Origin of the sequence: Providencia sp. CIM-Carb-044 (assembly GCF_033901115.1) — a bacterium.
Lineage (GTDB): Bacteria > Pseudomonadota > Gammaproteobacteria > Enterobacterales > Enterobacteriaceae > Providencia > Providencia hangzhouensis.
This window is the reverse complement of record NZ_JAXADV010000011.1, coordinates 75,816-88,699: the sequence shown is the minus strand read 5'-3', so window position 1 is coordinate 88,699 and position 12,884 is coordinate 75,816. Positions and strand designations below refer to the sequence as shown.

At 41.5% G+C, this 12,884-nt stretch carries 15 protein-coding genes; 6 read left to right on the top strand and 9 right to left on the bottom strand.

Translation table 11 applies throughout. The features are described 5' to 3' along the window. Positions 1-149: 149 nt before the first annotated feature. From ridA to nrdG, 3 genes are all read left to right on the top strand, one after another. Entirely contained in the window at positions 150-536 is a 387-nt protein-coding gene (ridA, locus tag SJ312_RS18360; RefSeq protein ID WP_004907508.1) for a 2-iminobutanoate/2-iminopropanoate deaminase, read from the top strand. A gap of 401 nt (positions 537-937) precedes the next feature. Continuing rightward, positions 938-3,076 carry an anaerobic ribonucleoside-triphosphate reductase gene (gene nrdD / locus SJ312_RS18355; protein ID WP_110591064.1) on the top strand — a complete coding sequence of 713 codons (2,139 nt, stop codon included), beginning with the start codon at positions 938-940 and terminating at the stop codon, positions 3,074-3,076. A gap of 4 nt (positions 3,077-3,080) precedes the next feature. Next, complete coding sequence (nrdG, locus tag SJ312_RS18350) at positions 3,081-3,545, top strand: anaerobic ribonucleoside-triphosphate reductase-activating protein (protein WP_319868167.1); 465 nt, start codon at positions 3,081-3,083, stop codon at positions 3,543-3,545. On the opposite strand, the gene SJ312_RS18345 is transcribed toward nrdG, so the two are convergent. Both SJ312_RS18345 and bhsA read right to left on the bottom strand, forming a co-directional pair. Beyond that, positions 3,542-3,979: a YhbP family protein gene (locus SJ312_RS18345; protein ID WP_241098175.1), complete on the bottom strand. Its 438-nt coding sequence runs from the start codon at positions 3,977-3,979 to the stop codon at positions 3,542-3,544. The genes nrdG and SJ312_RS18345 overlap by 4 nt on opposite strands. 319 nt (positions 3,980-4,298) lie before the next feature. Then, complete coding sequence (gene bhsA / locus SJ312_RS18340) at positions 4,299-4,550, bottom strand: multiple stress resistance protein BhsA (protein ID WP_110591062.1); 252 nt, start codon at positions 4,548-4,550, stop codon at positions 4,299-4,301. A gap of 270 nt (positions 4,551-4,820) precedes the next feature. On the opposite strand from bhsA, the gene SJ312_RS18335 reads away from it, so the two are divergent. Then, entirely contained in the window at positions 4,821-5,159 is a 339-nt protein-coding gene (locus tag SJ312_RS18335; protein WP_004905864.1) for a GIY-YIG nuclease family protein, read from the top strand. Here SJ312_RS18335 and SJ312_RS18330 read toward each other — a convergent pair. Continuing rightward, entirely contained in the window at positions 5,132-5,635 is a 504-nt protein-coding gene (locus SJ312_RS18330) for a GNAT family N-acetyltransferase (protein WP_004905865.1), read from the bottom strand. The two genes, SJ312_RS18335 and SJ312_RS18330, sit on opposite strands and share 28 nt — an antisense overlap. Next, a complete protein-coding gene (gene ubiT, locus SJ312_RS18325; RefSeq protein WP_004905868.1) occupies positions 5,629-6,153 on the bottom strand; it encodes a ubiquinone anaerobic biosynthesis accessory factor UbiT in 525 nt (174 codons plus the stop codon). The genes SJ312_RS18330 and ubiT overlap by 7 nt, the downstream gene beginning before the upstream one ends. 514 nt (positions 6,154-6,667) lie before the next feature. On the opposite strand from ubiT, the gene ubiU reads away from it, so the two are divergent. Beyond that, entirely contained in the window at positions 6,668-7,663 is a 996-nt protein-coding gene (gene ubiU / locus SJ312_RS18320; RefSeq protein WP_094961644.1) for a ubiquinone anaerobic biosynthesis protein UbiU, read from the top strand. Positions 7,664-7,680: 17 nt separating this feature from the next. After that, positions 7,681-8,556, top strand: a complete 876-nt coding sequence (locus SJ312_RS18315) for a U32 family peptidase (RefSeq protein ID WP_272674193.1) — start codon at positions 7,681-7,683, stop codon at positions 8,554-8,556. 39 nt (positions 8,557-8,595) lie between these two features. On the opposite strand, the gene SJ312_RS18310 is transcribed toward SJ312_RS18315, so the two are convergent. The 5 genes from SJ312_RS18310 to SJ312_RS18290 form a co-directional block, all read right to left on the bottom strand. Further along, positions 8,596-8,913 (bottom strand): type II toxin-antitoxin system YafQ family toxin, encoded by a 318-nt coding sequence (locus tag SJ312_RS18310; protein ID WP_004905874.1) that lies wholly within the window; start codon positions 8,911-8,913, stop codon positions 8,596-8,598. Next, the gene (locus tag SJ312_RS18305; RefSeq protein ID WP_004905876.1) at positions 8,894-9,181 is read right to left on the bottom strand and encodes a type II toxin-antitoxin system RelB/DinJ family antitoxin; all 288 of its coding nucleotides are present in this window, start codon (positions 9,179-9,181) and stop codon (positions 8,894-8,896) included. Before SJ312_RS18305 ends, SJ312_RS18310 begins: the two co-directional genes overlap by 20 nt. Before the next feature lie 130 nt (positions 9,182-9,311). Next, on the bottom strand, positions 9,312-10,466 hold the full coding sequence (locus tag SJ312_RS18300; protein WP_140171821.1) for an ABC transporter permease: 1,155 nt from the start codon (positions 10,464-10,466) through the stop codon (positions 9,312-9,314). Then, on the bottom strand, positions 10,466-11,611 hold the full coding sequence (locus SJ312_RS18295) for an ABC transporter permease (RefSeq protein ID WP_004905879.1): 1,146 nt from the start codon (positions 11,609-11,611) through the stop codon (positions 10,466-10,468). The genes SJ312_RS18300 and SJ312_RS18295 overlap by 1 nt, the downstream gene beginning before the upstream one ends. Positions 11,612-11,622: 11 nt before the next feature. Then, positions 11,623-12,594, bottom strand: a complete 972-nt coding sequence (locus SJ312_RS18290; RefSeq protein WP_004905881.1) for an HlyD family secretion protein — start codon at positions 12,592-12,594, stop codon at positions 11,623-11,625. Between the last annotated feature and the right edge of the window lie 290 nt (positions 12,595-12,884).

The following is a 12,884-nucleotide window of genomic DNA, read 5'->3' as shown; positions in this document are numbered from 1 at the left end:
AGACTGCGGTGTTGTGTAGGTGCAATCCATGTTTATAATGGCGCCTAACACCCCATAAAGTTATACTCAAAGTCACACTAAGCCACAAACACCGCTGTGGCTTGCCATATGACGAGTATTTTTTCTTTACGTGATGAAACGGAGTAGTTATGTCATACGAAATCAATACAGAAAACGCACCAGCAGCGATCGGTCCTTACGTTCAAGGCGTAGATTTGGGTAGTATGGTTATCACATCAGGGCAAATCCCTGTTGACCCTAAAACGGGTGAAGTGCCTGAAGATATCGCAGCACAAACTCGCCAATCACTGGCTAACGTAAAAGCAATTTTAGAAAAAGCTGGCTTAAGTGCGGCTAATATCGTGAAAACAACGGTATTTGTAAAAGATTTAAATGACTTTGCGACAGTGAATGCAACCTACGAAGAATTTTTCAAACAACATAATGCACCATTCCCAGCGCGCTCTTGCGTTGAAGTTGCTCGTCTGCCAAAAGACGTGAAAATTGAAATCGAAGCAATCGCAGTACGTAAATAACGATTAATTCGAGCCAAACACCCCATGCTTTGGGTGGGGTGTCTTTCATTACTGCCTACCTCCGATACAGAATAAACTCCCCGCCACAGTAGTCATTTTCATGCTTTGCGAATAAAGAAAATCACATCTCTTTTTTTATTTAGCTCACTGAAATGAATACTGGCAACTGAAAAGATTTATTTCCTCTGCGCTTTTGATCTTCATACAAATTATTTTTTTCTTTGTTTTAAATCAAATATTGGCGATCTAAATAAAAGCAAAATCCCACATATTGTGCTTTAATTACACATAATGACACAACATATAGTATTTATTCACATTTTATCCACAGATTAGTCCCCGTGATAAACATGGCGAATAGCTGAAGTCGTATTGTGGATAACTTAACAAGGAGAATGCCCGTGGGAACGGTTGTTATAAAAAGAGATGGTTGTCAGGTCGGTTTTGACCTTCCACGAATTCAGGAAGCCGTTAAACGTGCAGCGGCTGCTGTGAATGTTAAGGATGACGATTATTGTCTTCAGGTTGCTTCTGTTGTCACAGAGCAACTTTGCAGCCGTGACCGAGTAGATATCGCTGAAATTCAAGATGCTGTCGAAAACCAATTGATGGCAGGGCCTTATAAAGACTTAGCCCGTGCTTATATTGAATATCGCCACGATAGAGACAGCGAACGCGAAAAACGCAGCCAATTGACACATGACATTCGTGGGCTAATCGAACAAAGTAACGTCTCTTTACTTAATGAAAACGCCAATAAAGACAGTAAAGTGATCCCGACACAGCGCGATTTACTCGCCGGTATTGTCGCTAAACACTATGCAAAACAACATATTTTGCCGAGAGATGTCGTTATCGCACACGAACGTGGTGAAATTCACTATCATGATCTCGACTATGCACCGTTCTTCCCGATGTTTAACTGTATGTTAATTGACCTTGAAGGCATGTTAACTAACGGGTTTAAAATGGGAAATGCAGAAATAGAGCCACCAAAGTCTATTTCAACCGCAACAGCTGTTACAGCACAAATTATTGCACAGGTTGCGAGCCATATTTATGGGGGCACAACCATTAACCGTATTGACGAAATTTTAGCGCCATATGTCGCTATCAGCTACGAAAAGCACCTAAAAGTCGCCAAAGAATGGGGAATAGCAGACGCAGAAAGTTATGCACACAGCCGCACCGATAAAGAGTGTTACGACGCCTTTCAATCCTTAGAGTATGAAGTCAATACGCTTCACACCGCAAATGGCCAAACCCCGTTTGTCACCTTTGGTTTTGGTCTCGGAACCTCTAAAGAAGCACGATTAATTCAGCAATCTATTCTGAAAAACCGCATTGCGGGCCTTGGCAAAAATCGTAAAACGGCGGTTTTCCCTAAGCTCGTATTCGCAATTAAAGATGGCCTAAACCATAAATTGGGTGACCCTAATTACGACATAAAACAACTCGCTTTAGAGTGTGCCAGTAAGCGCATGTACCCCGATATTCTTAACTATGACCGTGTCGTTGATGTTACTGGATCATTTAAAACGCCGATGGGCTGCCGCAGTTTCTTGGGTATCTATGAAGAAAATGGGCAACAAATTCACGATGGGCGCAACAATTTAGGCGTTATCAGCCTCAATTTGCCTCGTATTGCTATCGAAGCACAGGGCAGCGAAGATGCGTTTTGGGCATTACTGGATGAACGTTTAGCCATTGCCAAAAAAGCCTTAATGACTCGCATTGCCCGTTTAGAAACCGTAAAAGCACGTGTTGCGCCAATTTTATATATGGAAGGCGCTTGTGGAGTTCGCTTAAAAGCGGATGATAACGTCGCTGAGATATTCAAAAATGGTCGTGCATCTATTTCTTTAGGTTACATTGGGTTGCATGAAACCATCAATGCACTTTTTGGCACACAAACTCATGTCTATGATAATGAAAAATTGCGCGAAAAAGCTGTCGAGATTGTCAGCCACTTACGTCAAGCCACTGATGAGTGGAAAGCCCAAACAGGCTATGGTTTCAGTTTATACAGCACACCAAGTGAAAATTTGTGTGACCGTTTTTGCCGTCTCGATACCGCTGAATTTGGTGTGATACAAGGTGTTACCGACAAAGGCTACTACACAAACAGCTTCCACTTAGATGTTGAAAAACAAGTGAATCCTTACGATAAAATTGATTTTGAAGCGCCTTACCCTGCACTCGCGAATGGCGGTTTTATCTGTTATGGCGAATATCCAAACTTACAACATAATGTTAGAGCCTTAGAAGACGTGTGGGATTACAGCTATCAACATGTGCCTTATTATGGAACTAACACACCCATTGATGAGTGTTATGAATGCGGTTTCTCCGGTGAATTTTCCTGCACCAGCAAAGGTTTTACCTGCCCGGCTTGTGGTAATCATGATACTAACCGAGTTTCAGTTATCCGCCGTGTCTGTGGCTATTTAGGCAGCCCAGATGCAAGGCCATTTAATGCAGGAAAACAAGAGGAAGTCAAACGCCGTATTAAGCATTTAGGTAACGGCCAAATAGGTTAATGCCATGAATTATCACCAATATTATCCTGTTGATGTGGTCAATGGCCCCGGAACCCGCTGTACACTGTTTGTGGCAGGTTGTGTTCATCAATGCCGTGGTTGCTACAACCAAAGTACATGGCGAGTGGATTCAGGTGTGCCATTCACCCAAGAAATGGAAGACCAAATTATCCAAGACTTGCAAGACACGCGTATTCATCGACAGGGATTATCCCTGTCCGGCGGAGACCCACTACACCCAGCCAATTTACCTGCGGTGCTCAAGTTGGTAAAACGCGTTAAAGCAGTTTGCCCAGATAAAGACATCTGGTTATGGACAGGATACACATTGGGTGATTTAACGCTTGAACAGCAAAAAGTGGTGAGTTTTGTCAATACCGTGATTGACGGTAAATTTGAGCAGGATTTACATGACCCGCGCTTAATTTGGCGCGGTAGCTCAAATCAGGTGATCCATAGGCTTCGTTAAATTTGGCATTCCCAATATAGCTTGGTGCCAAAACCTAATTTATTATCCACCATTTTGACATTCTGTAAGTGAAGCTGCCAAACTGGCAGTTTCGCTGCTATTGCCACAGGGAAGCGGCGGCAGTAGAAACCGCGAGCGAGTTGTGCTTCCTCACTTTCTAATATTTTAATTTCACCTGTAAATTGAATGCCTTGTATTGTATTCACGGCTTTAGTTTGCGCCGATATTGTGCCAGCCACTTGCGGGTTAGCCACCATCAATTGCCCATGCTTGGAATTCGGGTCTGTCATTAAAATCAGACACATCGTTTTCGCATCAAATGCATAGTAACAACTGGCAGGCCAGATATCATTGTTGTGATGAGCAAAAAGGGAAAAAACGTGTTGGCGAGCAATATAGCGTTGGATGTGTTTTAAAGTTTGTTCAGACGTCATAGCGGTTTCCATATAGACCCGTTCAGAACAAGCTTTCGGGTTACCCCTAAGCTTGCTTAAACTGTTCTGAACGTAGGCATAAAATTCGCTATTACTATAGCCTAACTAATTAAAAAATGGTTCTAATTAGTTTTATCACTCTAATTAACTTGGGTTTTTAGACCATCTAACCCAAGTCTTTACTCTAAATAATTCGAGTTGTAGCTAGGCGGCAAGTGAACGAGGTGCTAGGAGCATACATAAGTATGTGACTAGTGCGAATGAACGCGGCCAACAACGCTACGGCTCGAAGTATGACGAGTAAATATGACGAATAGAGTTACTTATAAATAGCTGCAGTACCATTCATGCTATTCTCACCGCCAGCAGAAATCACACGGAATGAAGTTGCGCCAGCTTCATCAGCTTTTTTGGCTAATTGTGCGGTCAGGTCATTTACACTCACAGCACCCGTTACTGAGACATAACCAGCTGCAGGCTGATTAGTATGTTGAACTTCTTCAGCCGCCATTGAACCAAATGAAACAGCACCTAAAGTTAAAGCAGCAGCTAATAATGTTGATTTTTTCATTGTATATACCTTCTTGTAAAATTGATTTTTAGTTGGGATTTTTACTGTCCCTCTGTGATATGGATCATATTATGCGCTTTATTTTGAAAAGAAAATTAGCTAATTTTGCTATAGTTATTCAAATAATTTGAATGCTAACTTAGGTTGAGGTTACAACTTTGTGACAGTTTTATATCATTTTTTATTTAAATTTTAATATGTTATAAATATCTTACTTAACGAATATATTCGTTGTTAACCTAATATTTTCTTCTTATAAATCAGCACAGAATGATAAAAACAACCCTAGAAAAAAAACAATCAAAACAAAGTGATTGGTATCTTTACTTAGTAAGAGAGAAAAATAATGCCTTGTATTGTGGTATCACCACCGATGTACAACGTCGTTTTGAGCAACATAAGGCAGGAACAGGGGCAAAAGCATTGAAAGGAAAAATGCCACTAGAACTGGTATTTTCTTGTTTTATTGGTTCTCGCTCAGCCGCGTCAAAAATAGAATATCAAGTTAAGCAACTGAATAAAAAGATAAAAGAAAGGCTGGTCATTGACCAGCCTGATGATTTAACTGACTACTTAGCTAACTATAAATTATTGAAGTGTGAAGAGTAAGTCACCAAACCTTGGTGTTCCCCGATTTCGCCATTTTCTAAGCCACAAACCAAAAAATGAGCCTGTTGTTCAGGCCATTGGCAGCTTACGCCGTGGCTTGAAGCCGGTTCAAAACCAAAACGCGAATAGTAGCGTTCATCTCCCAGTACAACGACAGCACCATAACCAAACTCATTAAGGCTATCTAACCCTTCGTAGACCAGTTTTTCTGCGATCCCTTGGCCTTGATGCGCTTTACTTACCGCTAATGGCGCAAGACCTACCCATTGTACGTCTTCGTCGTTAACATCAACGGGTGTGAAGCCAACATAGCCAATCACTTCACCATCATCATTTGTTGCCACAACCCCGAGAGTTAACAAACCATCCTCACGCAAATGTTGAACAAGGTTAGCTTCCGCTTCAGTTGGAAATGTTTCACGCAATAATTTATCAATACCCATTGCATCGACAGGGATTTCAACTCGAATTAGCATGAAGTTAACGCAGGCGATTTATGCTCTGCGTCCTCAGCTTCATGCACGGTTTTAATCACATCGGCTAATTGTAATAGAGCAAAACGCAGCGGTGCTGGCATGTTTTCGAGTTCGAAAGCATCCATTAAATTCTTCACATAAAGTCCGAGCTCAGTATCCCCTTCAATCACCAATCTACGTTGGAAAAAGAGCGTATCGGGGTCTTCTTTGCGCGCGGCGATCAGTACTAGATCATTCGCATTACCACTCACACTAACATCAGCCTCTGCATGCTGTTTTACAGACAATTGACCATCTTGCAAACTGATAAACCAGACTAACGCTAAGTCACGGACTTCAACTTTTAGCCATTTGTCTTCGAGAAAATCAAGTTCCCCTTCTTTTACTGATTCGCGAAATTGCCAACTTAGCAACTGCTCGAGAACCTGACGCTGTAATGCGAATGGGGTCACTTTTAAAGGCAGTTTCAAAAATGAAGGGCCTTTTGTGATGAGTTGAGAACGAATTTTACCTAACACAGTACTGACTCCCGTAGTAATTGTCTGCCCGTTTTCGTGTAACTACTTAACCGCAGTAGCAGCTCGAATTATTTAGGGTAACATATTGCATATTTAGATGATTAAATTTTCAACGCTAATAACCCCATTTATTGAAGTCATTAACCTAACATTTGACTCACGATAAGTTATCTTGCCAAAAAATGACATTATTGGTTTGATCCTATATCAATTTTTGCCCATCCCGCCAATATTTATTTCTCACTTCCCATTGATAAAAAACTATCTCTAATTACCGATACTATCCAATTAACGTTCAAAATTTAGTCAAAAATGATTTATTTTCCCTATTTAATAAACTTATTCTCTACTATTTGATACAGTTTCTTTATTACCCACCAGTCCCCTTATTTCCCTAACAACCTTAATTAACGAATACTGATATCCATTAACAATTTCTCTGCTCTAAATCAAAATCTATAACAGTTCTGTTGACTAGAATGGCAGCTATTAAATTTTATACAGGGATAGGACAATGGAATTACTCTGCCCCGCAGGGAATTTGCCCGCGTTAAAAGCGGCTGTCGATAACGGTGCTGATGCCGTTTATATTGGATTAAAAAATGATACCAATGCGCGCCATTTCGCAGGACTCAATTTTACTGAAAAAAAACTGCACGAAGCTGAGCGCTATATCCATAACCGTAAACGAAAATTACATATTGCGATTAATACATTTGCGCACCCTAACGGTTACGAACGTTGGCAAAACTCTGTCGATCTTGCTGCAGATCTCGGTGCCGATGCCTTGATCTTAGCCGATATCGCAATGTTAGAGTACGCGGCAAATAAATACCCGCATATTGAAAGGCATGTTTCTGTTCAAGCCTCTGCGACCAATACTGAAGCCATACGCTTCTATGAACGTAATTTTCAAGTCCATCGTGTCGTCCTGCCGCGCGTGCTATCTATTCACCAAGTGAAACAATTAGCCAAAAATAGCCCTGTACCGCTTGAAGTATTTGCTTTTGGTAGTTTATGTATCATGGCTGAAGGCCGCTGCTATCTGTCTTCTTATCTCACGGGTGAGTCACCAAATACCGTAGGCGCATGCTCTCCAGCCCGTTTTGTTCGTTGGCAACAAACTGAAGAAGGAATGGAATCGCGCCTTAATAATGTGCTGATAGACCGTTACCAAAAAGATGAAAATGCCGGTTATCCAACACTATGTAAAGGACGTTATCTTGTCGATGAACAGAAATATCATGTCCTTGAAGAGCCCACCAGCCTCAATACTATTGAATTATTACCTGAATTAATGGCAGCGAATATTGCCTCTGTCAAAATTGAAGGCCGCCAGCGCAGCCCAGCTTATGTGACTGAAGTGACCCGTATTTGGCGCCAAGCCATCGACCGCTACAAATCCAACCCGAATAACTTTGTCACCGACCCTAAATGGCTAAAAGCATTAGGTGGGCTTTCTGAAGGAAGCCAAACTACATTGGGTGCCTATCATCGTAAATGGCAGTAATTTAAAAGGTAAATATCATGCAGTACTCGTTAGGATCTATTCTTTATTACTGGCCAAAGCAAACGCTGGAAGATTTTTATCAACACGCCATACAAAGTGACGCCGATATTATCTATCTCGGTGAGACAGTGTGCAGTAAACGTCGAGAAATGAAGCCCAATGATTGGATAGAACTCGCACAACAACTCGCGAAAAGTGGTAAACAGATTGTGCTGAGCACCCTTGCTCTCCTTCAAGCACCTTCAGAACTTAAAGAGATCAGCAAATTAGTTGATAATGGCGAGTTTCTCGTTGAAGCCCATGATTTTGGTGTGGTCAACATGTTAGCCGAGAGAGGACTTCCTTTTGTCGCGGGCCACGGTTTGAATTGCTATAACGCACAAACCTTAAATATTCTCTTACGCCAAGGCATGGTGCGCTGGTGTATGCCTGTAGAGCTTTCTCGTGATTGGCTAGTCAATTTACTTCACCAATGTGATGATATCGGTATTCGTGGCAAATTTGATGTTGAAGTGATGAGCTACGGTCACTTACCACTTGCCTATTCCGCACGTTGTTTTACTGCGCGCTCTGAAAATAAGCAAAAAGACGAGTGTGAAACTTGTTGCATAAACTACCCACAAGGGCGCAAGGTGCTTTCCCAAGAACACCAACAGGTGTTTACATTAAATGGCATTCAAACGCTCAGCGGCGCTTGCTATAACCTCGGTAATGACCTGCATTCAATGCATGACCTTGTAGATATTGTACGCATTTCCCCTGAAAGTATAGAATCCCTTGAGATAATAAAACAGTTTAAAGCCAATGAAAGTGGGGATATTCCGCTAAATATCGTAAATCAAAACTGCAATGGCTATTGGCGGCAAATTGCAGGGTTGTTGCTAGTGCCTTGATATACAATAGGTAATGAGCTCGAACTATAGCTCATTACCTTAACCAAATAATTCACTGTGCGAACCAATATCAACGAAAGTGATTAAATTACCTTTATCTGACAAGCGATAAACCAGTAAGAAATCACCACCAATATGAAGCTCCCTAGCTCCTTGCCATTCATGACCTTCTAATTCATGGTCAAGATATTCTTTTGGTATTATTTTTTGAGAAAACAGTATTTCCATAACGAGAACAGCCGCATTCATATCCCTACGGCCCGCTCGGTTATATCGTTCCCATGACTTCTTAAACGTTGGTGTATAAGCAACCTGCCTTGGTTGCTTAGCTCGCTTATTACTTGGCTTCTGAGTCAACTTTGCTTAACTCCACCATCATTTCGTTAATTGAATCGTAGTGCTGCTCAATAGCTTTAGCTTCTTTCAACGCTAGTGTAGTTTTCAGCGAAGGTTGCTTACGTTTGATTTCAAAGGGAACTCTTTGCTCTTGAACTACTTGTTCTAAAAACAAACGAATAGCTGCGCTAATAGTCAAACCACAATCTTGTAATACACTCGTGGCTTCCGCTTTTAATTGTTCATCAATTCGACTACGAACATCTGTTGTTTTCAATAGTGTTGACATATCATCCCCCTACACATATCAAACGTAGCTACATTGTGACTACATTGTGGTTGAGTTTAGCATTTGTCGATTAATTAGTCATTATTTCTTTAGGCCGCCTTTTCTAATAGACCATAAACACGATTAAATATTAATGCCGATGCCTGCGCCAGCGGTTAAACATATGGCTAATATGACGCAGTTCGCCATCTCGGAGCATACCAATAAATACCCCAATGACCGTATAAATAACCCCTAAAATCAGCATCATCACGATATCCATCAGGACATCGCTAAACGGTAGTCCCATTTGGTTAAGACCTGCCATAGCGTTTGTGGCCCATGTTGATGGTAGTGCTGATGCAATCATACGAACCCAATCAGGCATCGCTTGCAGTGGCCAAATCGTACCTGACATATAAAACACAGGGGTCGTAATAAATGCCAAAGTTAAATAAATCATTTCGACACTGCGCAAACATTCCGTCACTAACTTGCCAAGCCCCAGAACAGCCAAGAGGAATGGGAACGTGAACATCCAAATCACATACAATGGCGCTTCTTGCCGGTAACCCAATACCCACGGCCAAAGGGCAAAAAATACGGTAGATAAAAATAACCAAATCGGAATTAAAGCAGATAGCGCCCCTAAATAAACGGCTAATGGCGGTTTTCCTTTCGGCGTAGAACGAACCGCGATACTGACTCGCACACAGGCAATCAACAGGGAGTGCTGTAATAACATCACTAACAAGCCAGGAAAAACGATTGCTGCGAAGCTGATCCCTGGGTTATACAGTGGCTCAGTTTCACTGCGAATAGGGGTAATAATCACTTTCGCTTGTTCTTGGCTATAGCCTGCTTTAGTGAGTAACTGGGTGTTATAGGCATTGAGCAGTGTTTGGTAGGCTTTTGATAACTCTTGCTGAATTTGCCCACTTGCTAGCCGGTTGGTGCCATCACCATACACTGGCACAGTGATATTTTTACCACTCAATAAGTGTTGTTGAAAATCTGTTGGAATGATAATTATCGCAAATAACTTTCTCGCAATCATATCCTGACGAGCTTGAGCAAGGTTATCATAACTCTGCAATTGCACCTTCGGCGTCACATCAAGATCACGGATTAACTCACGGCTTGCTGTGCTGTGGTCCATATCAATAACTGCAACAGGTAAGTCCCAAAGAACAGGCTTGGCATAAACTAAGCTCATAACGCATAGAGAAACCAATAATAACAGCCACATCGGTTTTTCCAACATCCCCAGCAGCACTTTACGAAAGGTTGCAAAATAGATAGCCATTAGACAACCCCTCCTTGGTTTTCTAACCGTTTTACTAGTCGCTTACGGATTAAAAAGCCAATCACGAATGGGTAAATCAATAAAAATAGACACACTTGAACGATGCGAGTAAAAGAAATCTCCCGCAAGAAAATATCAAACATAGCATTCAATGTATGTGTAAGTGGTTCAATATTAGAAATAATCTGTGCAGGCAATATCATTGATAGCTCAGGCACAGCCATACCCGAAAAGGCTAAGGCGATACTCACTAGCATCCCTATCAAGCTATACGCCATGATGGCACTTGAGGTAAAACTAAACAGCAATAAACCGATACTTTGCGCTGCTATCACATAGAAAAACCCTAATACAATCATATATAACGGGTTCCCTACCACTTTAGCATCAAAAATAGTGACTAGCGCCGCAATCTCTACGGCGAGCAATATACTGAAAAATAAGGTGTAAGGAGCTAACTTCCCAAGTAACGCCATGACAAACGGTTTAACACTTTGTAAGGTAGAACCTCGTGACATGGTGTAGATTGTTGCGGTAACAACAAATAGCTGTAGCATATGAATAGTTGCAGCAAATTGTTGATAATAAATATAACTACCGCTCGGGTTGAACAAACTGTCATAAGAAAGTGTGACTTGAGCTAATGGCGGCAATGCCTTTCCCATAGACTTAGCCATTTCTTGGCGATACTTCGCATTCAGCTCTGCCACTAGCCCACTAAAATCTTGAATCGCATAACTGCCTGATGCATAAAAGAGCGCATTATAATACATCCGCAGTTCAGGCTGACGCCCCCGTAAAACATCTTCTTCAAAGTTATGAGGAATATACAATAACGCGTAATCTTTTGAACTACCGAGTCTTTTTAATGACGTACTCAAATTATCATCAATCGTTTTTACATCAGCGTGCGGGCCTGCGTTAAGGTCACGAATAATTTGCCGAGACACGGGGCTATGGTTGTCATCCACCACAGAAACGGGTAAATCCATTAATGTCCCCTCTGAAAAGTTAGCGCTAACTAACGTAAACAGCATTAATGGAAACAGCCAACTTAACCAATGAAAAACAGGGCTACGAATAGCCATTTGGGTTTCACGGCTAAAGGCGTGCTCAAAACCGTGCCAAGCGAACTTAAATTTCATGGCAACACCTTTTACTTATCCCAGTGCCATAACACACTCATGCCAGGCCTTAACCCTTCGATCGGCTCTACAGGATATAAGCGAATTTCAAATGTTTTTAAATCGAAGTCACCCGTTGCACGTGTTGCTCGCTTAGTAGCATAGTCACCTTTTGGTGCAATATAACGAATTTCAGCTTCAACCACCTTATTACCCAACGCTGGGATATCCAGCTGTACTTTATCGCCTTTTTTCACATCAACTAAAATATCTTCACGCAAGTTATAGACAAAATAAGCTTGCGGTAGGCGTATTAATGAAACCAAAGGGCTTCCTGCATTAAATAGTTCGCCAATTTCAGCGGGGATAGGCCCTACTTCCCCATCAACCGGGGCTTTAACTTGCAAATCATCCACCTGAACTTGCAATTCAGCTAATTTTTGTTCTGCTTGGTCAAGCGCCGCCTCATATTGCTGACGTAATTCAATACGGTCACCATGTAAGCCTTCTTCCAACCGTGCTTTTGCCCCTTGAACTTGCGAAAATGCCACTTCTTTGGCCTTACGTGCGTTATCTAACTCATTCGCTGAAACATACCCTTTGTTTTTTAAATTACTTAAACGAGCATATTCACGAGAGGCATTTTGATATTGAGAGTTGGCTTGTGCCAAGGTGGCTTGAAGATCACGAATAGTTTCTTCGCGAGTACCATTAATAGAGAGTTCTAGCTGCGCCTTTGCTTGGTCTCTTGCCGCTTTTGATGCTGCATACTGCGCCTGTAGCTCAGGGCTTTCTAATGTTAAGAGAAGTTGCCCTTGTTTTACATCATCACCACGCTCAATATGGCGCTCAATCACCCGCCCTTTTGCTTTCGAGGTTACGATAACTTCAGGTGCATCTACTTCCCCCTGTAACAATAAATATTGGTTATGGGAATGAAAAAGTGCCGCTGCTGCTATTAAGATAAGCATCAGCAAAATCAGTGCTATTGTTCTTTTTTTCATTATTTATGTGAACCTTAAATAATAACGGGGGAAACTACCATCCCTAGAGTATGACAAGAAAGTTAAATACAGCGTTAATAAATTCGTGCGCAAGATCACGAAAAGGTAGGTCATTGACTAATATTGAAGCGATTTCAGCCTTATGTCAAATATTGATGAGTGTACTTTTCTCAAATGTCGATTACTTAACCAGTGACTTACGATATAATTTCAAGCCGAATAAAGACTAATAATAGATAGCAAGAATAAATAATTCCGCCACAAAATAAAAATCCCACAACGTATCATGC

Bases quoted from the DNA above. Each gene is read 5' to 3' on its own strand.
- ridA (WP_004907508.1), top strand. From the start codon at position 150: ATGTCATACGAAATCAATACAGAAAACGCACCAGCAGCGATCGGTCCT.
- nrdG (WP_319868167.1), top strand. From the start codon at position 3,081: ATGAATTATCACCAATATTATCCTGTTGATGTGGTCAATGGCCCCGGA.
- SJ312_RS18345 (WP_241098175.1), bottom strand. From the start codon at position 3,979: ATGACGTCTGAACAAACTTTAAAACACATCCAACGCTATATTGCTCGC.
- bhsA (WP_110591062.1), bottom strand. From the start codon at position 4,550: ATGAAAAAATCAACATTATTAGCTGCTGCTTTAACTTTAGGTGCTGTT.
- SJ312_RS18335 (WP_004905864.1), top strand. From the start codon at position 4,821: ATGATAAAAACAACCCTAGAAAAAAAACAATCAAAACAAAGTGATTGG.
- SJ312_RS18330 (WP_004905865.1), bottom strand. From the start codon at position 5,635: ATGCTAATTCGAGTTGAAATCCCTGTCGATGCAATGGGTATTGATAAA.
- ubiU (WP_094961644.1), top strand. From the start codon at position 6,668: ATGGAATTACTCTGCCCCGCAGGGAATTTGCCCGCGTTAAAAGCGGCT.
- SJ312_RS18315 (WP_272674193.1), top strand. From the start codon at position 7,681: ATGCAGTACTCGTTAGGATCTATTCTTTATTACTGGCCAAAGCAAACG.
- SJ312_RS18305 (WP_004905876.1), bottom strand. From the start codon at position 9,181: ATGTCAACACTATTGAAAACAACAGATGTTCGTAGTCGAATTGATGAA.
- SJ312_RS18300 (WP_140171821.1), bottom strand. From the start codon at position 10,466: ATGGCTATCTATTTTGCAACCTTTCGTAAAGTGCTGCTGGGGATGTTG.
- SJ312_RS18295 (WP_004905879.1), bottom strand. From the start codon at position 11,611: ATGAAATTTAAGTTCGCTTGGCACGGTTTTGAGCACGCCTTTAGCCGT.
- SJ312_RS18290 (WP_004905881.1), bottom strand. From the start codon at position 12,594: ATGAAAAAAAGAACAATAGCACTGATTTTGCTGATGCTTATCTTAATA.